19 protein-coding genes are annotated in these 22,563 nt (G+C 59.1%); 5 read left to right on the top strand and 14 right to left on the bottom strand.

Going from position 1 to position 22,563, the window contains the following annotated elements; genetic code table 11:
• Positions 1 to 62 precede the first annotated feature (62 nt).
• Positions 63 to 953: a LysR family transcriptional regulator gene (locus ACR1XU_RS16025; protein ID WP_480523315.1), complete on the top strand. Its 891-nt coding sequence runs from the start codon at positions 63 to 65 to the stop codon at positions 951 to 953.
• Here ACR1XU_RS16025 and ACR1XU_RS16020 read toward each other — a convergent pair.
• From ACR1XU_RS16020 to ACR1XU_RS16010, 3 genes are read right to left on the bottom strand one after another with little or no spacing between them, the layout of a single operon-like run.
• Positions 926 to 2,005: a Fic family protein gene (locus ACR1XU_RS16020; protein ID WP_480908207.1), complete on the bottom strand. Its 1,080-nt coding sequence runs from the start codon at positions 2,003 to 2,005 to the stop codon at positions 926 to 928. The two genes, ACR1XU_RS16025 and ACR1XU_RS16020, sit on opposite strands and share 28 nt — an antisense overlap.
• 50 nt (positions 2,006 to 2,055) lie before the next feature.
• Entirely contained in the window at positions 2,056 to 2,802 is a 747-nt protein-coding gene (locus ACR1XU_RS16015) for a hypothetical protein (RefSeq protein WP_480908205.1), read from the bottom strand.
• Positions 2,799 to 3,371, bottom strand: coding sequence for an RNA polymerase sigma factor (locus ACR1XU_RS16010; protein ID WP_480714123.1), 573 nt, complete (start codon positions 3,369 to 3,371; stop codon positions 2,799 to 2,801). Before ACR1XU_RS16010 ends, ACR1XU_RS16015 begins: the two co-directional genes overlap by 4 nt.
• Before the next feature lie 48 nt (positions 3,372 to 3,419).
• Between ACR1XU_RS16010 and ACR1XU_RS16005 the strand changes: the two genes are divergently transcribed.
• The 3 genes from ACR1XU_RS16005 (at position 3,420) to ACR1XU_RS15995 (ending at position 7,838) form a co-directional block, all read left to right on the top strand.
• Positions 3,420 to 4,358, top strand: a complete 939-nt coding sequence (locus tag ACR1XU_RS16005) for a c-type cytochrome (protein ID WP_480908204.1) — start codon at positions 3,420 to 3,422, stop codon at positions 4,356 to 4,358.
• 74 nt (positions 4,359 to 4,432) lie between these two features.
• Positions 4,433 to 5,446, top strand: coding sequence for an Ldh family oxidoreductase (locus ACR1XU_RS16000; RefSeq protein WP_480908202.1), 1,014 nt, complete (start codon positions 4,433 to 4,435; stop codon positions 5,444 to 5,446).
• 85 nt (positions 5,447 to 5,531) lie between these two features.
• On the top strand, positions 5,532 to 7,838 hold the full coding sequence (locus ACR1XU_RS15995) for a Tex family protein (RefSeq protein ID WP_480908200.1): 2,307 nt from the start codon (positions 5,532 to 5,534) through the stop codon (positions 7,836 to 7,838).
• Between the two features lie 378 nt (positions 7,839 to 8,216).
• Here ACR1XU_RS15995 and ACR1XU_RS15990 read toward each other — a convergent pair whose 3' ends face one another.
• From ACR1XU_RS15990 to ACR1XU_RS15940, 11 genes are all read right to left on the bottom strand, one after another.
• Positions 8,217 to 9,143 (bottom strand): 3-hydroxyacyl-CoA dehydrogenase NAD-binding domain-containing protein, encoded by a 927-nt coding sequence (locus tag ACR1XU_RS15990; RefSeq protein ID WP_480908198.1) that lies wholly within the window; start codon positions 9,141 to 9,143, stop codon positions 8,217 to 8,219.
• Positions 9,143 to 9,883, bottom strand: coding sequence for an SDR family NAD(P)-dependent oxidoreductase (locus ACR1XU_RS15985; protein WP_480908196.1), 741 nt, complete (start codon positions 9,881 to 9,883; stop codon positions 9,143 to 9,145). Before ACR1XU_RS15985 ends, ACR1XU_RS15990 begins: the two co-directional genes overlap by 1 nt.
• A complete protein-coding gene (locus tag ACR1XU_RS15980; RefSeq protein ID WP_480908194.1) occupies positions 9,883 to 10,074 on the bottom strand; it encodes a hypothetical protein in 192 nt (63 codons plus the stop codon). Before ACR1XU_RS15980 ends, ACR1XU_RS15985 begins: the two co-directional genes overlap by 1 nt.
• On the bottom strand, positions 10,071 to 10,865 hold the full coding sequence (locus ACR1XU_RS15975; protein ID WP_480908192.1) for an SDR family NAD(P)-dependent oxidoreductase: 795 nt from the start codon (positions 10,863 to 10,865) through the stop codon (positions 10,071 to 10,073). Before ACR1XU_RS15975 ends, ACR1XU_RS15980 begins: the two co-directional genes overlap by 4 nt.
• Positions 10,862 to 12,397, bottom strand: a complete 1,536-nt coding sequence (gene betC, locus ACR1XU_RS15970) for a choline-sulfatase (protein ID WP_170807522.1) — start codon at positions 12,395 to 12,397, stop codon at positions 10,862 to 10,864. Before betC ends, ACR1XU_RS15975 begins: the two co-directional genes overlap by 4 nt.
• Positions 12,394 to 13,533 (bottom strand): aromatic ring-hydroxylating oxygenase subunit alpha, encoded by a 1,140-nt coding sequence (locus ACR1XU_RS15965; RefSeq protein WP_480908190.1) that lies wholly within the window; start codon positions 13,531 to 13,533, stop codon positions 12,394 to 12,396. Before ACR1XU_RS15965 ends, betC begins: the two co-directional genes overlap by 4 nt.
• Positions 13,534 to 13,668: 135 nt before the next feature.
• Positions 13,669 to 14,676 (bottom strand): GlxA family transcriptional regulator, encoded by a 1,008-nt coding sequence (locus tag ACR1XU_RS15960; protein WP_480908247.1) that lies wholly within the window; start codon positions 14,674 to 14,676, stop codon positions 13,669 to 13,671.
• A gap of 164 nt (positions 14,677 to 14,840) precedes the next feature.
• Complete coding sequence (locus ACR1XU_RS15955) at positions 14,841 to 17,888, bottom strand: efflux RND transporter permease subunit (RefSeq protein ID WP_480908188.1); 3,048 nt, start codon at positions 17,886 to 17,888, stop codon at positions 14,841 to 14,843.
• Positions 17,889 to 17,899: 11 nt separating this feature from the next.
• Positions 17,900 to 18,937 (bottom strand): efflux RND transporter periplasmic adaptor subunit, encoded by a 1,038-nt coding sequence (locus tag ACR1XU_RS15950; RefSeq protein WP_480813607.1) that lies wholly within the window; start codon positions 18,935 to 18,937, stop codon positions 17,900 to 17,902.
• Positions 18,934 to 19,401, bottom strand: coding sequence for a MarR family winged helix-turn-helix transcriptional regulator (locus tag ACR1XU_RS15945; protein ID WP_480441606.1), 468 nt, complete (start codon positions 19,399 to 19,401; stop codon positions 18,934 to 18,936). Before ACR1XU_RS15945 ends, ACR1XU_RS15950 begins: the two co-directional genes overlap by 4 nt.
• A 170-nt stretch (positions 19,402 to 19,571) precedes the next feature.
• Positions 19,572 to 21,167, bottom strand: a complete 1,596-nt coding sequence (locus tag ACR1XU_RS15940; protein WP_480908186.1) for a GMC family oxidoreductase — start codon at positions 21,165 to 21,167, stop codon at positions 19,572 to 19,574.
• A 108-nt stretch (positions 21,168 to 21,275) separates the two neighbouring features.
• On the opposite strand from ACR1XU_RS15940, the gene ACR1XU_RS15935 reads away from it, so the two are divergent.
• A complete protein-coding gene (locus ACR1XU_RS15935) occupies positions 21,276 to 22,514 on the top strand; it encodes a TRAP transporter substrate-binding protein (RefSeq protein ID WP_170611426.1) in 1,239 nt (412 codons plus the stop codon).
• Positions 22,515 to 22,563 lie beyond the last annotated feature (49 nt).

The following is a 22,563-nucleotide window of genomic DNA, read 5'->3' as shown; positions in this document are numbered from 1 at the left end:
TGAGGGAAAGCTCAGAACTTATTGTCTTGCCGGTCAGCCTAAGTTTTGCTTAGCCTGATTTCATGGCAACCCGTATTCCCTCGCTGAACTGGCTGCGCGTTTTCGAAGCAGCAGCACGTACCGAAAGCTTTTCCCGCGCGGCCGCGCAGCTGAACATGTCCGCTGCCGCCGTCAGCCAGCAGGTCAAGGCGCTGGAAACCCGCCTTGGTACACCACTGTTTCACCGCCACGCCCACGCAGTGACATTGACCGAGGCAGGCCGCGCCTATCTGCCATCGGTTCAGCAATCGCTGCTGATGTTGGAAACGGCAACGACGGGGCTGTTCGGGGAAACACGGGAACAACGGCTTTATGTTCAGTCCGTACTGCTGTTTGCACATGGGGTTCTTGCCGGTGGTCTGCCCGCCTTTCAGGCGGAACAGCCTCGCATCAACTTGTCACTGTCCACAGGCAACATGATCTCGGATTTCGCAAACCAGTTTTCTGATCTGCAAATCGTGTTCGGCAATCCGGCCCTCTTGAACACCGAATGGGACGAGTTGCTGAAAGAGCGCCTTTTCCCGATCGCTCCACCAGAGATAGCCGCGCAGATCAGATCGCCCCAGGACCTGTTCAAGTTCACCTTGATCGAGGTCTCAACACACCGCGCAAGCTGGCCGCACCTGTTCGAGGCCCTGCGCCTGCCCGCCGGTCAAGCCCGCTATTTCTTCGCCGACAATTCCCTGATGGCGGCCGAGTTGTCGGCCAGTGGCGGCGGCATTGCGCTGGCCCGCGCGCCCGCATCTGACAGGATAATGCAACTGTCGGGACTTGTCCCCTGCCTGCCCGGCATCAGTGTTCCGGGACAGGAAGCCTATCATTTGATCTATCCATCGCGCACCGCGCTGCGTCCTCCGGCTCGTGTGTTTCGCGATTGGCTGCTGGACTATAGTGCAGCCGTCCAGACGCGGTAACGTCCTTGCCCCGTGACCTCCCGGATCAGGCCGCGACGCGTGAAACGGTCGAGGTTTCTCTGAACCGCCGCACGCGAGGCTTGGGTCAGTTCCTCCGCCAAAGGTGCCGATATCATGGGCCAGGCCGTCAACGCGTCAAGCAATAGCGGAGGCGTCCGGCCGCTCAGATCCTGCGTGGCGTCGCGCGCGCGCTGTTCCCACGCGCTCACACGATCCAGATGCAGCAGTGCGGCCAGAACCGCCTGCCCTGCTCCGCTCAGCCATGCCTCCAGTTTTTCTCTCGGCTCGCCAGTCCCGCGCAACGCGCCCGGGCCGGACAGCGCAAGTGGAAGAAACAGTGCCCCGCCCCGCCCCATCTTCGCGGCAAGGCGCGCGGCTATGATTGCCGCCTCGGTGTCCTGTCCGATGCCCTGCGCCAGACTGCGCCACGCGTGAAACCCAATTGCTGCCTGCGTTATCGGGTGCAAACTGTCCGTGTTGCGCATGACGTCAGCCAGATCGGCCACTGCTTCGGGTACTTCTTCGACCCCCTGACCCATTCGGTCCAGAAACGCGGTCAATCCAGACTCCCACCCGCCTTCTGACGGGTCGGCACCTGTCGTCAGGCGGCGCACGGCCCAGCCCGCGCGAAACAGGGCCTGAATGTCATCGCCGGTCGAGCCCAGCCGCAAACCGGTCCACAGCGCCAGACGATCGGCGCTGATCCGGTCCCCTGTCCACCAACCCAGGTCAGACACTTCCATCAAGGCCAGACGATGGCCCCATCCTTTGGGCCCCGCCCGCAGACGCTCGTCCAACGCGCCGAAAGTGACCGCGACATCGGCCAGTTCACTGGACAACTCCGACTGCCCTGCATACCAGTCGCGTGGATCGAACAGCAGGCGTTCCTGCATCCGCGTTCCGGGCGGCAGATAGTCCGGAAGCGCTTCATCTTCGTCCGGAGGCAGGAACCAAAGGTCTTCGTCCTCGGACGGGTCCGCGTCATAGATACTTTGCGGGCCGAGCGTGTCGGCCTCATCATCCGGGTCAGGCAGGACGTTTCGGGGCTTCATGCCCGCTATTCTTCGGGCAAATTCGCGGGTTCACAAGGCTATTTCGCGGCTCAGCCAGCAAACAGCGCAGTCAACGTGTCCAACTGCCCACCAAGGTCGGTTTGCGCGTCGCTGCCCAGCAACATGTAACCATAGCCACCCTGCGCCCATGTGGCCGTGGCCAACCCGCTGAGAACCGCCTGTTTTACGCCCTTGTTCGGGGCCGCCGGTCCCTGCCGTATGACACAAAAGGCCAAAGGCTGCCCCTGCGCATCCGCGAATACAATCTGAATCAGAGGTTTGCCCTTGAACGACAGGACCTGCGCCCGCTTCAAATCAAGGCCCGGCAGCGCCTCGAGCGCATTACGGTTCAGGGACCGTCCAAGCTGTTCCTCGGCCTGTGCGAATTGCACATCCAGCGCGGCAGGAGAGTTGTCCAGCGTTGCAATCGTATCCGGCACGTATAGCGACTGATAGATCGCGGCCTGTTCCGCCCAGCCCATCTCGACCGGGCGCGTTACCCAGAACGTCGCCGACACCGCAATGACGGCAACCGAAGCCGCAACGGCAAGCAGACGCCATGAGCCAGCGACCGACCTTGCGGAGGTTGATGCGTAGGCATCCGGCAAATCGACGTGCGGCGTTTGGGCAGGCATCGCCTCGAACACCTGCTTCACCACCGGTGCAAACGGGTCCAGCGCCATCAGACGTTGTTCCAATGTCGGATCATCCGCGACCGCATCTTCGATCGCGCGGGCCTGACCCTCGTCCAGGGTGCCTTCCAGATACGCCACTAGCGTCTCGTCGGAAAACTTCATTTGCCACTCCGTCGAACGACATCCGCCGCGTCTTGCTGCATCACGTTTTTCAGTTTCTGCCGGGCGTTCGAAAGCCGGCTCATGATTGTCCCTATCGGCACCTCCAACAACGCGGCAGCCTCGCGGTAGCTATAGCCTTCGACAAACACAAGCATTACCGTCTCGCGCTGCGCTTCTGGCAGTTGCATCACCTGTGTAAACACTTCAGTGGCGAAAATATTCGTCTCAGAATCGTTTCCGGGTGCAATTAAATCCGCCTCGGGCGTGACCGACAGTGCCTGGGCTTTGCGAACCGATCGCGCGCGCACCTCGTTCAGCCAGATCGAGCGACAGATCGTCATCAGCCAGCTGTCCAGCCGATCATGCGATGTCACCTGATGGTGACGCTCCAGCGCACGCAGGCACGTGGATTGCAAAAGATCGTCTGCAACGTCCGACGCGCCCGACAATGCCAGACCAAACCGCCAGACACGTTTTGAATGTATCTGGATCGCGCCACGCACGGCCTGTTCGGAACTGATCTCACCACTCATCGAATAATTTGCGACCTGTGTGTGTTTGTTTTTCACGGACCGGGCCCGCGGGGTCAGGATTGACACAGACTCAGGGGGAAAGAAATGAAACTTCTGCTTACAGCAGTCACGATTGCGTCGGCAATTGTTGCAGGCCCGGCGCCGGCGGACAGCTGGACACTGGCCCCAGAAGGCTCGCACCTGGCATATGGCTCGATCAAGAAAGACACGGTGGGCGAGGTCAACAGCTTTACCCGTCTCAGCGGTCACGTCAGCCCGGACGGCAAGGCGGACATTAAGATCGACCTGTCTTCAGTCGAAACGAATATCGACATTCGAAATGAACGGATGATCGAATACGTGTTTCGCAAAGCCGGAAGCGCAACGCTGACGGCCCAGTTCGATATGGATGAGGTCTCGGGGCTTGGCGCGGGCGAAACCACCACCATCGATGCCGAGGCCATCTTGTCGCTGGCAGGCACAGACGTCGCGTTCGATGCCGAAATGTTCGTGGCGCGCCTGTCCGAAACATCGGTCATGGTCTCAACCAACGATATGGTGTTCCTCAGCACGGAAGATGCAGGCGTCAACGCCGGGATCGATACGCTGATGGAACTGGCGGACCTGCCGGGCATTACCCGAACCGTGCCGATCACCGCGCGACTGATCTTCAACAAGGACGACAAAAAGGCCGAGGCAGGGCCCTCGGCCCCGGTCACCCTCGCCGCCATCGAGGGCGACATTAAGGCGGGCAAAAAGGTCTATCGCAAATGCAAGGCCTGTCACCAGTTGCAAGAGGGCCGCCACGGGGTCGGCCCCTCGCTGCACGGGATCATCGGCGCAACAGCGGGTCAGAGCGATGGTTTCAAATATTCCGGCCCTTTGCAGACCTCTGAAATTGTCTGGACGGCAGACGCGCTCAGCGCGTTTCTGTCCGATCCGAAAAACACCGTTCCCGGCAACCGGATGCAGTTTCCCGGCCTGAAGAACCGGACCGACATCACCAATCTCATTGCCTATCTGCAATCTGAATCGCAGGGCTGAACAGAAATCCCGCTTTTCAATCGCCGGGTTGCCACGCTATCCCTTGTGCTGAATTACCGGCACAGGGGACAGGCATGAGCGATATGGTCAAACTAAATCTGGACGACATCCGGCAGCTAAGCTTGAACGTACTCACAAAATCCGGGTTTGGATCGGCCCACGCAGCGGCCATCGCAGACATGCTGACCACTTGCCAGATCGATGATTGCCAGTCGCACGGGCTGTTTCGCCTGTTCATGTGTACCGAGACGATGCAGGCGGGCAAGATCGATGGCCATGCCGCGCCGGTTTTGGCCCCATCGGAAAACGCGATCGTTCGCGTGGATGCCCAGGGCGGCATGTCGCTGCTGGCGTTTCAGCAGGCCTTGCCGGTTCTGATTGAAAAGACCCGCACCCACGGTATCGCCGCGATGGCGATCAATCGATGCTTTCATTTCTCTGCGCTCTGGCCCGAAGTGGAACGCCTGTCATCGGCCGGGCTTGCCGCGATGGCAATGGTTCCAAGCCATTCGTGGGTGGCCCCCGCAGGCGGAACACGCGGCAGTCTGGGCACCAACCCGCTCGCCTTCAGTTGGCCCCGGTCAGGAAAAGATCCGTTCACCTTCGATTTCGCCACCAGCGCCTTTGCCCGCGGTGAAATCGAACTCTATAGAAGGGCAGGAAAACCGCTGCCCGAGGGCGTTGCCATCGACAAACACGGCAACCCGACCACCGATCCTCAGGCGGCCATGGACGGTGCCATGCTGACCTTCGGCAGCTACAAGGGGTCGGCCTTGTCGATCATGATCGAATTGCTGGCCGGTCCCCTGATCGACGACCTGACCAGTCTGGAAAGCATGGCGTTTGCCGTGGGCGCGGGCGGTGCGCCCTATCACGGCGAGATCTTTCTGGCATTTGACCCCGATCAGTTCAGCGGCGGCAAAACGCAGGAAAACGACGCAAGGGCCGAACGGCTTTTTGCCGACATTCTGGATCAGGGCGCGCGGTTGCCGTCGCAGCGGCGATTTGCGGCCCGCGCCCGCAATACTGCACGCGGGTATGTCGAAATCTCCAAAAACCTGTACGACGATTTGCAGGCTTTGTTGTAACTGTAGAGGCGGGTCGTTTTCACCTCTTCCCCTCTTGGGCGGCGCTGGATAAGAAGTCCTTCCAACCGTAGTTCAGGAGGCCTCATTGGACCGCATCGCCCGCACTATCGCTACCGAGATCAACGCGCGTCCCGAACAGGTGGGCGCAGCGGTCAAGCTGCTGGACGAAGGGGCCACCGTGCCTTTTGTCGCCCGTTACCGGAAAGAGGCGACAGGCGGACTGGATGATACGCAACTGCGGGTTCTGTCGGACCGCCTGACCTATCTGCGCGAACTGGATACCCGCCGCGACAGCATCCTGAACTCGATCAAGGATCGGGGAAAGCTGACCGAAGACCTGGCCAAATCCATCGCGCAAGCCGACACCAAAGCGCAGCTGGAAGACATCTATCTGCCGTATAAACCCAAACGTCGGACCAAGGCGATGATCGCCCGCGAATACGGGCTGGAACCTCTGGCCGATGCCATTCTGGCCGACCGTTCTGTCGACCCCGAAGCCCTGGCCCAAGGTTTTGTGAGCGATGCGGTACCTACAAACAGGGACGCGCTGAACGGTGCCCGCGACATCATCACTGAACGCCTGACCGAAAATGCTTCGCTGCTGGGTGAACTGCGCAGCTTCATGCAACGCGAGGCAGTGCTGAGCGCAAAGGTGATTGAAGGCAAGCAGCAGGAAGGCGCGAAATTCAGCGATTACTTCGACCATTCCGAGCTGTGGTCCAAAGTGCCCTCGCATCGCGCGCTGGCAATGCTACGCGCCTCGAAAGAGGGGATCGTGACGCTGGACATCGCGCCCGAACCCGAAACCGGCGCAACACGGGCCGAAGCGATTGTGGCCGCACATCTGCAGACACGCAGCGATGGGCCGGCAGATAAATGGCTTCGCAAGGTGGCGGGCTGGACCTGGCGGGTGAAACTGTCACTGTCGATGATGGTCGAACTGATGGCGGACCTGCGCGGCCGGGCGCAGGAAGAGGCCATTCAGGTGTTCTCCCGCAACCTCAAGGACCTTCTGTTCGCGGCGCCTGCCGGCGCACGCGCAACGCTGGGTCTGGACCCCGGAATTCGTACCGGCGTTAAGGCGGCTGTGGTGGATGCAACCGGGAAAGTGGTAGCCACGGATACCTTGTATCCGTTCCAGCCCAAAAACGATCTGCGCGGGGCGCAGGCTGCAATCCTGAACCTGATCTCGGCCCACAAGATCGAACTGATTGCGATCGGCAACGGCACCGCCAGCCGCGAGACCGAGCGATTGGTAGCTGACACGCTGAACCTTTTGCCGAAGACGGTGAAGGCCCCGACAAAGGTTGTGGTCTCCGAAGCCGGTGCCTCGGTCTATTCGGCATCGGAACTGGCCGCGCGGGAGTTTCCCGACCTCGATGTGTCACTACGCGGCGCGGTGTCGATCGCCCGGCGACTGCAGGACCCCTTGGCCGAATTGGTCAAGATCGAGCCGAAATCGATCGGTGTCGGGCAGTACCAGCACGACGTCGACCAGCACCGCCTTTCCCAATCGCTTGATTCCGTGATCGAGGATGTGGTGAACGCCGTGGGCGTCGACCTGAACACGGCCTCGGCCCCGTTGCTGTCGCATGTTTCCGGTCTGGGGCCTGGGCTGGCCGAAGCGATTGTGATGCATCGCGACCTGCATGGCGCGTTTCAATCCCGCAAAGAGCTGCTGGATGTCGCCCGCCTTGGTCCGCGGGCCTTCGAACAATGTGCGGGCTTCCTGCGTATCCGCGACGGGGCCGACCCGCTGGACGCGTCCTCGGTCCACCCCGAGGCCTATGACGTCGCGCGCCGCGTCGTGGCCGCATGTGGACGTGACATTCGGCAAATCATGGGACATGACGGCGCCCTGAAAGGCCTGAGGGCCGAGCAGTTCGTCGACGACCGCTTTGGCCTGCCGACGGTACGGGACATTTTTTCCGAGCTGGAAAAGCCCGGACGCGACCCGCGCCCAAGCTTTGTGACCGCCTCATTCACCGACGGGGTGGAAGACATCACTGATCTCAAACCCGGCATGATGCTGGAAGGGACCGTCACCAACGTTGCGGCCTTTGGGGCATTCGTGGATATCGGCGTTCATCAGGACGGGCTGGTGCATGTCAGCCAGCTGGCCGACCGGTTTGTCAAAGACCCGCACGAGATCGTCAAGACCGGTCAGGTCGTCAGGGTTCGTGTGGTGGAGGTCGACGTGCCCCGCAAAAGGATCGGTCTGACCATGCGCAAGGACGGAGGCGCCTCTGCGCGTCAGGAGCAAACCTCGCGCGGCGCGGGAAAGGCCAGTGGTCAACCAAAACACCGCAACACGCAGCGAGCGGGCTCAGGCGGAAACGCGCAGAACGGCGCGCTGGGTGACGCTCTGCGCTCTGCGCTCAAAAACCGTTAGACATCGCTGGCCAGCGTTTCGTGACAAGCTGGTCACACTGTTATTTCGTGGGCAGGACTTGCCGTTGGTTCTGAGTCAAATCCTGGCACTCAAATTTGATTTTTTTCGAAAATTAATGGCACGCAGAATGGCGTTCAGTTTCGGAAACAGTTTCGGGTGCCAACAGACAGATCGTCCAGTTATACGCGCGGGTATGATGGTGCAATCTACCAACAGGCCAGCGCAATTAATTGTTTAACGAAGGTTTGTTATGAGGTTTCCTGTGACTTCTGCGCTTTCTGCTGGCCAGTTGTAAAACCGTTGGATTTGACTCGACACGGGCCCGCACATTCACCGGTTCGGCGGTCACATGACATCGGCGCGAAACGACCCGTTTCCTCAACGCATCCCCACAATTGACTTTTGCATTGCCACAATCAAAGCATCGCGTTTTTGCGACAACTCACCCGGTGTCATGCCCCTTGCTTCGGCCTGAACGCCCTCGGTCATTTGTTGGGCGACCTGATCGGACAGATGGATCTGGCCCAGATCGTCCCACCAGCCGTTGAACGTATCGGCGAAGTGATCGCAAAACGCCTTCAGCCCACCTTCACCCGCCCCAAGGTTGAACAGCATGGTCGGCCCCATAGCCGCCCACCTGAGTCCGGGACCGGCCCAGACGGCCTTGTCGACATCCTCGACAGAAGCCACACCCGAGACAACCAGACTGACGGCCTCGCGCCAAATGGCCGCCTGCAGACGGTTGGCCACGTGACCGGGCACTTCCTTGTGCAAACGGATCGTTGTTTTTCCAACGCTTTCGTAGAATCCCTGCGCACTCTCGACCACCCCGGGGGCCGTTTTGTCGTTTCCCAACACCTCGACCAAGGGGATCAGGTGCGGCGGATTGAACGGATGGCCCAGCACAAAGCGCGAAGGATCCTTCCAGCCGGGCTGCATCTGGCTCAGAGTCAGGCCGGACGCCGAACTGGCGACAATTGCACCGGGGGCCAGGGCGGGCTCGATCACGGAAAAGGTTTCATGCTTGACCGGCAGCCGCTCAGGCACGTTTTCCTGCACGAATCCGGCGCCTTCGACCGCGCTGGCCGCGTTTGTATGGAAGGTGATCGCGTCGGGCGTGCCATCTTTGGTCAACCCAAGCTCGGTCATCGTGGGCCACGCCGTTTCGATGTAGTCGCGCACATTGCGCTCAACATCGGGGGCCGGGTCGAACATCGCGACCGAACGGCCGGATGCCAGAAACAAGGCCGCCCAACTGGCGCCGATCACCCCGCCGCCAAGGCAGGCCGTGTGTTTGAACTCCATCAGAACAATCCCGGATTGAGAGGGGATGCGGCGGTCATGCCGCCATCCACGGTAAACAACTGGCCTGTGGCGAAACTCGCTTCGTCCGAGGCAAGCCAGACCGCCATGCTGGCGATGTCTTCGGGCTTGCCGAAACGGCGCATCGCATGTCGGGCAAGCGCATCCTGCCGCGCGGCCTCGGGGTTTGATGCAAGGTCGAAACCTGCATCCAACATGCCCGTTTCGATCCAGCCCGGGCAGATTGCGTTACAGCGTATTCGGGGGCCATGATCCACGGCAATCGACCGGGTCAGCCCATGCACAAAGGCCTTGGACGCATTGTAAAGCGCCATCGAAGGATCCGCGACCTGCCCCGAGATCGAGCCGATGTTGATGATCGACCCGCCTTGGGGCATTCGGGGGATATATGCGCGACACATATTGAACACGCCCCGGCAATTGGTCCCGATCACGGTTTCCCAGTCAGCGTCGGTGCTGTCAGCCACCGTTCTTTCGACCTGAACGCCGGCATTGTTGACCAGAATATCCATCCCGTCCGTCGCGCTGGCCAGTTCCTCTACGGCAGCGGCGTCCGTGACGTCCAGCGGGTACCAAGTGACACTGTCTGGCAGCCCTTCGGGCTTCGGGCCACGCCCGCAGGTCGAAACCGTCGCATCCTCGCGCAGAAAGGCCTCGACAATCCCGCGCCCGATGCCTTGGCGGCCACCGGTCACAAGTGCTCTTTTTCCAGCCAGCCGCATCAGTTCGCCACCATTGCCTTGCCACGCGGACGTGTTCCGACAGGCCCTAACATCGCGCTGCGCACGATCTCGGCGCCGTCCCGGTTGATATCCAGTTTAGCCGATGGAGCGGTCCGGATGATTACACAGCTTTGCCGCTTCCTGGCACCAAAGAACGGGTATCTCGTTTCGTATCCCAACGCTTCACTCATAGTTTCATCTGCTGGACCTGCGCGCTCAGCCCTCCGTCAAGAACCCAAAGCTGGCCGCTGGCATAGCGCGCCTCGTCCGATGCCAGCCAGTTGACCAGGTTGGCGATGTCGTCCGGCGTGCCATAGGTGCGCATCGGATGCACATCGCGGACCGCCTTCTGCAATTGGTCGATGGTTTTGCCGCCGCCACCCGAACCCTCGCCGGTAAAAAAGCTTTGCAGCATGGGTGTGTCGACATAGCCCGGGCAGATTGCGTTGACCCGAATACCTTCGGGCCCGTGGTCGCAGGCCATTGCCCTGGTCAGGGCGTGAACCGCGCCTTTGGTTGCGCAATAAGCCGCCAGTCCCGGGTCAGCGATGAAGCCGTCGTAGCTGCCAAAATTGATGATCGATGCCGTCGTCCCGGCGGCAGTGACCTTTCGCATCAGAGGCAGCGCATGTTTTGACGTCAGGAAGGTGCCGGTCACGTTGACGGCAAAGGACAGGTTCCATTCCTCCAGAGTGGTCTGTTCGATGGTCTTTTCGATCTCGATCCCAGCCGCGTTGACCAGAATGTCCAACTGGCCAGCGTTTTCGGCGACCTGCGCCATAGCCGCAACGGCATCCGCCTCCTGCGTGACGTCGAGTTTGACAAACACGCTGCCGTCGCCGTCATGGGTGGCCAACGATCCCTCGGGCGTCAGGTCAGCCGCATAGACCCGTGCACCTTCTCGCAGAAAACGGGCGACGATGGCGCGCCCGATGCCGCCTCGACCGCCTGTGACCAGCGCGGTTTTGCCCTTCAGCATCATTCTTGGTTCTCCTTCAAAGGTGAAAAGCGGTATCTGGCCGCGGCAACAGTCCAGTCCATGTGATTGCGCACATATTCCTGAGAAGCGTCGCGCGGCGGATTGTAATCCCAGGCCTCACCCGCCCCGGCTTCCATCGCGGCATGAAGCGCATGACGGGATTTTTGTGTTGCGATGATATCCGCACGCAGCTTTTCACTATCCCAGCGCTGGTCGGTTTCGGCGGCGAAGGCAGCAGAATGGGCGGCATAAGCCGGATCGTCCGCGACATTCACCGTTTCCAGTGGATCGACGGACAGGTCGTATAGTTGCGGTGGGTCGGGGTCACAATGGATGTATTTCAGCGGCCCGCGCCGGATCATGAAGACCGGATAAGGGGTCATCTCTGCACAATACTCACCGATCGCTTCGTCGACGATGTCAGCTTCGCCGCGGGCCAGCGGCATGAGTGAGCGACCATCCACCGGTTCGCCAAACATCTCTTCTTGCCCCCCAGCGATTTCAACGAAAGTCGGCAGCAGGTCCAGCAGCGAACAGGCGTTGAGTGCTGCCCCTTGCGCAACACCCGGCCCGGCCATAATCAGTGGGACGCGGGCAGAATGCTCGAAGAAGTTCATCTTGTACCACAACCCCCGCTCGCCCAGCATATCCCCGTGATCGGCGGTCACGACGACGATAGTGTTGTCCAGTTCGCGTATATCTTCCAGCGCCTTCGCAACCGCCCCGACCTTGCTGTCGAAATAGCTGACATTGGCCAGATAGGCGCGGCGGGCGCGGCGCACCTCCTCATCCGTCAGAGAGACATAGCTCGCCTCGATTCCGTCCATTACCCTGCGCGAGAACGGGTCCTGTTCCTCGGGCGTCAGTGAGGTGTCCGGCATCGGAACATCCGCATCCGTATACAGGTTCCACCATTCAGGCTTGGCCACGTAGGGGTCATGAGGGTGGATGAAGCTGGCGACCAGGCAGAACGGCGCTTTGTCCCCGGCCGCCCGATCGCGGCCCCGGTCAATCAGCCAGCGGCGGGCTGCGAACTCGACCTCATCATCGTAATCGGTCTGGAACGTCGCGATGGCTTCGCCGCTTTCCTTGACCGTTTGCATATTGTGATACCACTTGTCTATCCGTTCATCCGGGGCTTCCCAATCTGGTGTCCAGGCGAAATCGGCAGGGTAGATGTCGGTTGTAATTCGGTCCTGAAATCCGTGTTTCTGATCCGGTCCGACAAAGTGCATCTTGCCTGACAGGCAGGTTCTGTATCCCAGCGCCTTAAGGTAGTGGGCAAACGTCGGGACCGAAGCGCGAAACTCACTGGCATTGTCATAGGCCGCAATCCGGCTGATCAACTGCCCTGACATGAAGGCAAAGCGGGACGGCGCACACAGAGGAGAGTTGCAGTAAGCCGCGTCAAACCGCATACCGCGTGCCGCCAGCGCATCGATGTTCGGTGTCCTGACCGTAGGGTGGCCGTAAGCCCCGCAGAAATGCGGGGCAAGTTGATCGGCCATGACCACAACGATGTTGGGCCGTGTCACGGCGCGGCCCTTGCGTAAGCGTCCAGAACCAGCCCATGGAAGTGATGCACCGCATGTTCGGACTTGCCCGAGCCGCTCGGGTCATGAACGATACGTCCTTGCGTGAAGGCAGGCGTACCCATCCCGCGCTGAACGCTTTCGACGATATCGATGTCTTCGCGCTGCAGAACCTCGTCGAGATAGCGGATCGCCTCCTGCTCTGCCTCGTCCGGTTCCGGAGTTTCGAGGAAGAAGTCATAGGTCTCAAGCGTGCGGTCAGGTCCCACGGGGATGATGTTCAGCACGATCATCGATGACCGGCCCGGGTAACGCATCAGGCAGGTGGTGGGCCACAACCACCAGACGGCATGAGTACGCACAGACGCATTCGACACGTCATAGGCAGAGTTTGCGCTTTTGCCTGCGTCGGCCATATGGCTGGAATAGATGCCGTAGGTTGTAACCTTATAGGTGTCCATATCCACCAGATCGCAAAAATCCTTATGCGCGGTCGGGCAGTGATAACACTCAAGGAAATTGTCGACGACGTTCTTCCAGTTCGACTTGATGTCATAGGTCAGGCGATGGCCAAAAGTCAGCTGTTCAATATCCGGGGCCCAATGGCGAATTTCCGTTTCAAGGTTGCCCGACACTTCGCGTAGGGGGCGCGCTTGGGGGTCCAGGTTGACATAAACGAAACCTGCAAATTCTTCGACTTGCACTTGATCAAGGCAAATGTCCCGGGTGCTGAACCCGGTCAGGTTTTCCGTTTCGGGCGCACGCACCAATTGGCCGTCCAGCCTATAAACCCAGGCGTGGTAGGGGCACATAATGCGGGTCGTTTCCCCCTCACCCGACAGCAGGTGATGCGCGCGGTGCTTGCAGACATTGTAGAATGCCCGCAATTCCCCCTCGCGGTCGCGCACGACGGCAATGGGCCGACCGGCGATTTCAACCGTCACATAAGATCCTGGCGCGCGCAGCTTTTCGACGTGACAAACCCATTGCCATGTCTTGGCAAGGATTTCATTCAAATCCACCTGATGCCAAACCGGATCAACATAGGCCTCGGCCTTCAACGAGCTTGTGTTGAATGGATCTGGACTGAAGCCATCGGAAATCCGCTGGAATTGTTCTTGGGTTGGCAGCTCGTTCATTGGTGACTCCAAGATTTCGGACCCGCGCGGTCCGGTAGGCTGGCTTGCGAAGCGTATGATCCTTTGAAATCAACTCACGTTGTTGATTTTTTTCGCCTCTCAAATGACTATTTTCGCCATCCGCAGAGTTGTGCATCAAGACTGCCTATGCTTGCGATGCATCGGCCAAGCCCGGTATTCAAACGGGACCCGCCCCTCGATCCGATCCTGACTGGGCGGCAAGCCAAACCTGTCTCTGTACGAGCGGCTGAAATGCACCGGGCTGGAAAACCCCGATGCCATTGCAATCTCGGAAATCGGCATTTCTGTTTGCGTCACAAGCCCCCGCGCCCGGTCCAGCCGGATATCGCGATAATAAAGCGCCGGAGTTTTCTTGATAAAGGTGGCAAACATCCGATCAAGTTGACGGTGCGAGACACCCGCGCGCCTGCATATCTCGGGGATAGACACCGTTTCTTCCAGATGTGCCTCCATGATCTGGATCGCAGATTTCAACGTCGCCGGAACAACCGCCCCTAAAGGCTCGCTGCCTTCAGGTTGCTGCATCGAAGCGGGGCCCCGCAAGCGGTCGTGAAAAATGTATCTGGCGGCCGCGTTGGCCAGCGCGCTGCCGTGAATACCCTGCAGTATCTGCAGCGCAAAATCCACCGAAGCACTGCCGCCGCAGCACGTGATTCGGTTGCCGTCTAAAACGTAAAGGTTCTCAACCACTTCCACGCCTGGAAACAGTTCCTGAAATGCGTCGATATGTTCATAGTGAACAGTCGCCCGACGACCGGAAAGCAATCCGGCCTGCGCCAGAATGAACGCACCCGTATCCAGTGCGCCCAGCGTTACGCCACCTCGCGCCCAACCGCGCAACGTATTGCCGATCTTGGGCGTCAGATGTTTTTCCGGGGTCCAGCTGGTCGAAACGATCACGATATCCCGCTGACCTGCAGCGCTTTGATCGATCGCCTTGGTTTCTATCCCAGCACCATTGCTTGAGGTGCAATACCCACCGGATTCTGAGACAAATTCCCAACTGAAATAAGACCGTCCGTCCATGTAATTTGCCGCACGAAACGGGTCAATAAAGCTCATGGTTGCGGACAAATTGAAACTTGGCGCAACAATCACCAACAATCGGGTTTTGCCATCCATAGTCTTCACGGTCGCGCTTTCCGGCCACAAATCTCAATCGAAGTACGATCGCCCTACCTTCGACCTGCGGGTGTGGATTTGCAACGCTGCCCACCCCAAAACCTATGGATTTGGGGTGGGCGACGTGTACAAAACGGCGCGGTCAACCTGGCTGATATCTCAACCTAGGCGGCGACCGCGGCAACCTCTTGCCGTTCATCCCTTGCGAAAAACACCGCGTAGAGGACCGGCGCGGCGACCATTGTCAGGATCGTGGCAAAGGCTAAACCTCCCATGATCGTGACAGCCATCGATACAAAGAACGCATCCGTCAACAAGGGCGCCATTCCCAGAATGGTGGTGATCGCGGCCAGAATGACAGGGCGCAAGCGCGAAATCGACGCTTCGATGATCGAGTCTTTCAACGGCTTTCCGGTCGCGCGGACCAAATCTATTTCTTCGACCAGCACAATCCCGTTCTTGATAAGCATCCCGGACAGGCTGAGCAGCCCCAGCAACGCGGTAAACGTAAAGGGCAACCCGGTACCCAAAAGGCCGATCACCACTCCGTTCACGGACATGGGCACCAGCAGCCATATGATCAGAGGCTGGCGGATGGCGTTGAACAGCAACACCGATATCAGCACCATAATCAGCAGGCTCAGCGGTAATTGTTTTCCAAGGCTTTCCTGAGCATCGCGCGAGTTCTCGTATTCACCGCCCCACTCCATTTTGTATCCGGGTGGAATTTCCATTGCCTCGATCGCTTCGCGCACCTCGGCGTGCACTTGCGCGGCTGTCATGTCCGGCGGAATGTCGGCACCGACTGTAATCGTCAGGACACGATTTCGGCGATGTACACGGGTATTTTGGGTTTTGTACTCAAATCCATCGACCATCTGTTCGATTGGCACCCACTTTTCGGCCTGCGTTGAATAGACAACCTGATCGACCACGGAATAGTCGCCATCAACCGGTCTGCGTAGGATGATCGGGATCAGGCGGTCGCGTTCACGGAACACTCCGCCGGTGATGCCGTCGGTGGAAAACAAAAGCGTCGCCGCAACGTCTTCGCGCGTAACGCCCGCGGTTTGCGCCCGTTCGGTTGCGTAGATTGGCTGAAGCGCCAGTTCCTTCTCGCGCCAGTCGTGACGAACGCCAATGACATTGTCCGAAGCATCAGCCATGCGCCGCTTGGCCTCTTCGGCGAGTTGGCGGAGCACCATCGGATCGCTGCCGGAAAACCGGGCCTGAATCGGATCACCACCGCCGGGGCCGAAGACCAGCCGCTTGGTGCGGAACTCTCCTTCGGGGTACAACGCCATGCCATACTCTTCCAGGTCAGCCTGAAGCTGCGGGATATCGTCCAGAGTTTCCGTACGTATGATCATATGCCCGTAACTGGGATTGGGTTTTTCAGCGGAATAGGTCAGCATGAAACGGGTCGCCCCCTGCCCCACAAAGGTCGCCACCGAGACCACATCGTCGCGCTTGCTTAGCCAGTCCTCGATCTGCGCCAGATCCTCGGACGTCCGCGCAATCGGGGTGCCTTGCGGCAGCTTGTAATGGACAAAGAAAAGCGGGGTGTTCGAGTTCGGGAAAAACTGCTGCTTCATCAGACCGAAGCCCGCAAAACAGGCCGCCGTCACCGCGACCAGTGCGATGATTACCAGCCAGCGGAACCTGAGCGCTGCTCTGAGGATCGTGCCATAGATCCGAAACAGCAAACCGCCATAGGCGTCGATTTCGCCTTCCTTACCCTGCTTGAAAAAGTAGTGGCCCAACAGCGGAGTGACGGTCAGCGCCAGAACCCAGCTCAGCAGCAGCGAAATTCCGATCACTGCGAACAGCGAGAACAGAAATTCACCTGTAGCATCGGGGCTCAGGCCGATGCCGGCAAAGGCCATGATTCCGATCACAGTCGCGCCAAGCAATGGTATCTGGGTTTTGGAGGCCGCGTCGTCTGCGGCATCGCGCGAGTTTTTACCGCGCAGCATGGCAATCTGCATGCCTTCGGCGACAACGATGGCGTTGTCGACAAGCATTCCCATCGCAATGATCAGCGCGCCAAGCGAAATCCGCTCCATCTCGATCGAGAACATCGACATGAACAGAACCGTGCCCACAACGGTCAGCAACAGCGTGCTGCCGACAACGATTGCGGCGCGCCACCCCATGAACAGGCCAAGCACCGCAACCACGATCGCAACCGACATCGCCAGATTCACCAGAAAGTCGTTGGACGCCTGTTCAACCACGACGTGCTGCTGGTAGATTGGCAGAATATCGACACCAAAGGGGATATTCGGATCCAGCTCTGCCATCTTGGTGTCAACGCGTTTGCCGACTTCGACAATGTTCTCGGTCGCCAGACCCGCAATCCCAAGCGTGAATGCCTCGACGCCGTCAAAACGGACGATCAGGTCAGGATCGTTCTGGCGGCCGCGATAGACATCTGACATGTCGAACAGGTTGATCACGTGGCCCTGAGAGCCGACCGACAAACCGGCGATTGCGGATACACTGTCCGAGCCTTCGGCCGTCAGCAGCGGCGTCAGATTGTTCTCGGATCGAAGTGAACCAGAAGCGTTGACCGAGTTGGCGTTGGCAATCGCTTCGTTGATCGCCTGCAGCGGTACGTTCTGGTTTACGGAAATGGCGAGGTCCGGTTCAATAAAGATTGCTTCCTCGGGAAGGCCCTGAACCTCGACATCGGCAACCCCGTCAACGGTCAGCAACTCCCGTCGAAGGTAAGTGGCCAATTCGTGCTTTTCGGCGTCGGAAAAACCTTCGGCGGTTACTGCATAGAACAGGCCGAACACATCGCCGAAGCCATCGTTCACATATGGCTGGTCCACGCCCTGCGGCAATCCGCGGGCGGCGTCCCTGACCTTGGCCCGAAGCTGGGTCCAGATATCCGGCAGCTCGCTGCCGTCATAGGTCGACTTGATCTCGACCTCGATCAGAGACTGTCCTGGGCGGTTGACCGAGGTGATGGTGTCCACCTCGCCCATTTGCTGGATGGCCGATTCCAGCGGTTCGGACACTTCCAGTGCCACCTGTTCGGCGGTGGCGCCGGGATAGGTTGTAACAATGACGGCCTGTTTGATGGTAAAGGCCGGGTCCTCCAGCCTTCCGAGCGAGAAGAAGCCCCAGATACCGCCAAACAGTGCGACGAGAATGATGAGCCACGTATAAAGCGGCCTGTCGATGGATGCGCGCGCGATGTTCATCGGTCCGCCCTTCAGTTCGCAAACCCGGCAAAGCGGCGCACCGCCTGTCCGTCACTCAGCGCGTTACCGCCGGCCACAACGATTTCGTCCCCGTCGGAAAGACCGGACACGACACGCACATCCCCCGATTGGGTCGGCTCGATCTCGACCGGCACGCGCTGCACGGTTCCTTCGTCCGCGCCCGCCGGGGAAAACAGCATGACACCCAGACGACCTTCGGCATCCGCAACAATGGCGGTCGGCGGGACGACGATGCCGGTTTGATTATCCTGAACCTGCACGTTTACCGTTACCGACGAGCCGGGAAGAACCTGAATGCCTTCCGGCGGTGTCAATCCGAAGTTGATCCGGAACGTCTGACCGACGCTGGACGTTTCAGCATCGAATTCGCGAATTTGCAGCGGAAAAACTTCATCGCTGGCGGGAAATTTGGCAGTGATCGTCACGTCATCCTGACTGCCCCGGCGCTGAAACAGGATTTCGGGCACATCGACTTCGATCCGCAATTCAGACATGTCGTGGATACGTACGATGGGCGTTCCGGCGGAAACGGTGGTGAATGCCTCGACCGTGCGGCTGGAAACTAGCGCGTCGAAGGGGGCCGTGAGGGTCGCATGTTCAAGCGCGTATTCCGCGTCACGTGTGGCAATTGCCGCCAGCTGGGCGTTTGTATCCGCATCATCCAGGGCCACCTGACTGACCGTGGTCCCCCTGAGCCGGGACAGGCGTGCAACCGTGCGGTCGGCCTGATCCTTTTGCAGTCGGGCGCGGTTGAGCTGCAGCTCGAACGGTTCCTGATCGAGTCTGGCGATCAGCCCGCCTTTCGGAATAACCAGACCTTCGGTGACGGGCATCTCGATAATCTGTCCGGCCACCTGAAAGGCCAGATCGACCGTTTGGCGGGCCGCGACCCGGCCAAAGAACTGTCGCGAAAAGCCGGGTGACGTTTCACTGACCATCAGCAGTTTCACCGGTTTCGGGGCTTGCTGTGCGGTCAGCGATGTCGCCAGCACGATCAGGCCAAAAGCCAAAGTTGACAGGATCTTCATTTCTTCAAACCTTCGGGTATGCCTGTTTTCAGGACGGTTTCGCGGATCTTCTGCGCCAATCGCGCGAATTCAGCGGTTTCTTCATCATTGAGCCCCGAGGCACGGCGAAACAGTTCCCCGGCTTCGGTCACAAGTTGTTTTCGGGCATCTTCGCCCTGCCCGGTCAGAACCAGCAGCCACGCGCGGCGGTCCTCGGGATCGCGCTGTCGAACCAGGTAACCGGCCTTGGCCAGCGAATCCGCAGTCGCGGTTATCGTAGAGGGCAAAGATAACATGTCATGTGCCAGAACGCCCATCCGCTTGGGCTGTTCCAGCTTGATCAGCATGTGGCATTCCTGATGGCTCAGATCGGTCCGCAACAGATCGATGCTTTCCTCCAACTTCCAATAAAGCGCGTAGACGCCCATCATCGATTGAATTTCAGGACTGTACTTCTGCGTTGATGGTTCGACCGTCTCGGTCATTTCGGTGCCCTCGGATAGGTTGGGCGCGGTATACTTCAAAAAATGAAATATTCAAGATGCGAAGTGAAGATTACTCAGGGTCGCGCCGGATCACTCTTGGAACGTGAACGTCCTTATTTGGCGCGTTTGGGAATGCGCAAACACGAGTGGGTTTCGTCGAGGGCCGGAATTCACCTTGCCACGGAAAGCAGATCGCTGGCCTTTTCGCCGATCATGATCGCAGGTGCGTTTGTGTTTCCGCTGACAATTTCGGGCATGATGGAACAGTCAGCCACCCGCAGGCCTTCAATGCCTCTGACCTTGAGCTGCGGATCAACGACGGCGTCATCCGATACTCCCATCGCGCAAGTGCCTGTCGGATGGTAAATCGATGCCGAGTTGGACCTGACCCAATCCAGCGTCCCATCATAATCGTCCATGGCCAGATCGGCAGATGGCCGGAACTCTTCGGAAATCTTGGACGCAAGCGGGTTTGCCTTTGCGATGGTGCGCGCAATGTTGACGCCATCGACAATGGTTCGGCAATCCGTCTCGGTCGACAGGTAGTTGGGGAAAATCTTGACATAGCTCGACGGGTCGGGGCCATTCAGCCGCAGTTCTCCCCGGCTTTCGGGGCGCAGTTGGCAGACCGACATGGTAAATGCCGAGAACGGGTGAACGCCCTCTCCGGGGCTGTCGGCCGACCAGGGTTGGACATGGAATTGAATATCGGGCGTCTGAACTTCTGGTCGCGTTTTCAGAAAGCCTGTCGCCAAACTGGCGGCCATTGTCATCGGGCCGGCACGGAACAACGCGTATTTCAAGGCTATTCGCGCCTGATTGAACAGGTTCCTCACCTCGTCGTTCAAAGTGGGTTCGTTACATTTGAACACAAGCCGCGCCTGCAGGTGATCCTGCAGACCTTTCCCCACTTTGGGCAGCGCGTGTCGCGGTTCGATACCGTTTTCCCTCAGGTGATCCGGATCGCCGATACCTGACAACATCAGAATCTGAGGGGAATTGATCGCGCCGCCAGACAGAATAATCTCACGCCGTACGGTCAAAGTCTTTTCGGCACCGGAACGGTCCCGATACACCACACCGACCGCGCGTTTTCCTTCCAGCTTTATGCGCGTCACAAGGGCACGCGTTATGATCTTCAGATTCTGTCGGTTACGGATCGGCTTCAGATACGCAACCGCCGAACTGCACCTGCGTCCGTTGCGCGTTGTCAGCTGAAAATAGCCGACACCTTCCTGCTGCGCGCCATTGTAGTCCGGATTGAACGGGTAGCCCGCTTCTTGCGCGGCAGCGACCCAGGCATCACAAATCGGGCGCTGGATACGCATGTTGGATACGGCAAGCGGGCCTCCGACCCCATGAAAATCGTCTTCTCCGCGCTCCTGGTCCTCGCTGCGCCTGAACAATGGCAGGACATCATCCCAGCCCCAGCCGATATTCCCCATCTGCCGCCAGCGGTCGTAGTCCTCTTTCTGACCGCGCACATAGAGAAGACCGTTCAACGAGGACGACCCCCCAAGAACCTTGCCGCGCGGCCAGTCGATTGACCGACCGTTCAGACCCGCGTCTGGCTCGGTCCGGTAGCACCAGTCCACCGACGGGTTATGCATGGTTTTGAAATAGCCGACCGGAATATGAATCCACGGATTTGTGTCTGGCCCACCGGCTTCGAGCAGTGCAACGGACGTACCGGAATCGGCGCTCAGACGGTTGGCGATGACACAGCCGGAAGAGCCAGCCCCGACAACTGCATAATCCACCTCCATAACCGTCTCCTCTTAGCGAAATTAAAAAAAGTCTATGCAAGTTGCATCAAATATACTAGCATTTTTTGATACAAAACGTCTCAATAATTTTTCATCGGGAGGAAAAAGATGGAGATTGGTCGGAAACTAAGCGGAATATCACGGAGGGATTTCTTCCGCGTGGCGGGCCGATACGGCATGAGCTCAACGCTGCTGGCCGCAGGAGGGTTCGGTGGCGCGATGAGCCTGGCGAATCTGGCGCAGGCCGCTGAATCGAATTATGAAAAACGGTTCTCGAAAGAACCCAAGCACACCCTGAAATTCGGCGCTGCCGGGTTCAACACCCGCAACCTTTTGATCGAGCGCGCAGGCGCCATCGAGTTTGCACGCGACCTTGAAGAACGGACCGATGGCGAGATTCGTGTTGAGTTCATCGGCGACAACCAGATCTGCGGTCAGCTGAGCTGTGTCGAAAAAACCCAACAGGGCATTGTCGACATCTACGCGGCTTCAACGCAGAACTCGGCAGGCGGCGCACCTTATCTGAACGTGCTGGACTATGCCTATATGTTCCCCAGCCGCGCGGCCCAGTATCATTTCTTCTACAGCCCGGCCAGTCAGCGCATTCTGCGGGACCCGCTGGAAAAACGGCACGGTCTGAAGTTCCTGTTCACCCACTGTGAACTGCGTGGACTGCAAATGGGTTCGACATTCTCGGACAAGCCGACGGTCACCAAGCTTGAGGAACTGTTCGGAACCAAGAACCGTGTTACCGGAACTCAGCTCGGCCGCATTGCGATGCAATTGCTGAACCTGAACCCGGTGCCAGTGGCGTGGGAAGAGACGCTGGACGCGCTCAAGACCGGGCTGATCGACGGCGCTGAAACCTGGGCTTCGGCGGTGGCTTACGCCAACATGTCGCCGGTGGTGTCACAGTCCGTGAACCTCAAGTTCTTCTGCGGCACCGAACATACCTCGATGTCCGCAAAGGTCTTTGACAGTCTGGGCGGTGAACTGCAGGACGCGGTCATGGAATCGTCCTACTTCACCCAGGCACTGATTCAGGGCGCAAACGAAGCCGCGCTGCTGAACACCGTCGGGTTCTCGGACCCGCAATTGCCGGGGACGATCTTTGCCGAAAACGGGGTCCGCCCCGCATTCCTGCCGGACGATCAGATCAAACTGGCCGAAGAGATGTGCGCTCCGAACTTCAACCCCGATCCATGGGCACAATGGCGCGAGCGGTTGGACAAATGGGCTGGCGGCATCGACACATATCAGGAAATCTACGACATCGCGCGTGAGATTCCGGCGGACATGTTGCCGGAAAATGTCGAGCCACGCCGTTGGTGGAAAGGCGAAGCCTGATAAGACTACCGAACCGGCCCCACGCGGGCCGGTTCCACTAAACACCGAC

The organism is Ruegeria sp. D1(2025) (assembly GCF_056536425.1).
Note: the sequence above shows the minus strand (reverse complement) of the source record. Positions and strands in the feature narration are given on the sequence as shown.

Excerpts from the sequence above, each read along its gene's own strand:
- ACR1XU_RS16025 (WP_480523315.1), top strand. The coding sequence starts at position 63 with ATGGCAACCCGTATTCCCTCGCTGAACTGGCTGCGCGTTTTCGAAGCA.
- ACR1XU_RS16020 (WP_480908207.1), bottom strand. The coding sequence starts at position 2,005 with ATGAAGCCCCGAAACGTCCTGCCTGACCCGGATGATGAGGCCGACACG.
- ACR1XU_RS16015 (WP_480908205.1), bottom strand. The coding sequence starts at position 2,802 with ATGAAGTTTTCCGACGAGACGCTAGTGGCGTATCTGGAAGGCACCCTG.
- ACR1XU_RS16005 (WP_480908204.1), top strand. The coding sequence starts at position 3,420 with ATGAAACTTCTGCTTACAGCAGTCACGATTGCGTCGGCAATTGTTGCA.
- ACR1XU_RS16000 (WP_480908202.1), top strand. The coding sequence starts at position 4,433 with ATGAGCGATATGGTCAAACTAAATCTGGACGACATCCGGCAGCTAAGC.
- ACR1XU_RS15990 (WP_480908198.1), bottom strand. The coding sequence starts at position 9,143 with ATGGAGTTCAAACACACGGCCTGCCTTGGCGGCGGGGTGATCGGCGCC.
- ACR1XU_RS15985 (WP_480908196.1), bottom strand. The coding sequence starts at position 9,883 with ATGCGGCTGGCTGGAAAAAGAGCACTTGTGACCGGTGGCCGCCAAGGC.
- ACR1XU_RS15980 (WP_480908194.1), bottom strand. The coding sequence starts at position 10,074 with ATGAGTGAAGCGTTGGGATACGAAACGAGATACCCGTTCTTTGGTGCC.
- ACR1XU_RS15975 (WP_480908192.1), bottom strand. The coding sequence starts at position 10,865 with ATGATGCTGAAGGGCAAAACCGCGCTGGTCACAGGCGGTCGAGGCGGC.
- ACR1XU_RS15965 (WP_480908190.1), bottom strand. The coding sequence starts at position 13,533 with ATGAACGAGCTGCCAACCCAAGAACAATTCCAGCGGATTTCCGATGGC.
- ACR1XU_RS15960 (WP_480908247.1), bottom strand. The coding sequence starts at position 14,676 with ATGGATGGCAAAACCCGATTGTTGGTGATTGTTGCGCCAAGTTTCAAT.
- ACR1XU_RS15955 (WP_480908188.1), bottom strand. The coding sequence starts at position 17,888 with ATGAACATCGCGCGCGCATCCATCGACAGGCCGCTTTATACGTGGCTC.
- ACR1XU_RS15950 (WP_480813607.1), bottom strand. The coding sequence starts at position 18,937 with ATGAAGATCCTGTCAACTTTGGCTTTTGGCCTGATCGTGCTGGCGACA.
- ACR1XU_RS15945 (WP_480441606.1), bottom strand. The coding sequence starts at position 19,401 with ATGACCGAGACGGTCGAACCATCAACGCAGAAGTACAGTCCTGAAATT.
- ACR1XU_RS15940 (WP_480908186.1), bottom strand. The coding sequence starts at position 21,167 with ATGGAGGTGGATTATGCAGTTGTCGGGGCTGGCTCTTCCGGCTGTGTC.
- ACR1XU_RS15935 (WP_170611426.1), top strand. The coding sequence starts at position 21,276 with ATGGAGATTGGTCGGAAACTAAGCGGAATATCACGGAGGGATTTCTTC.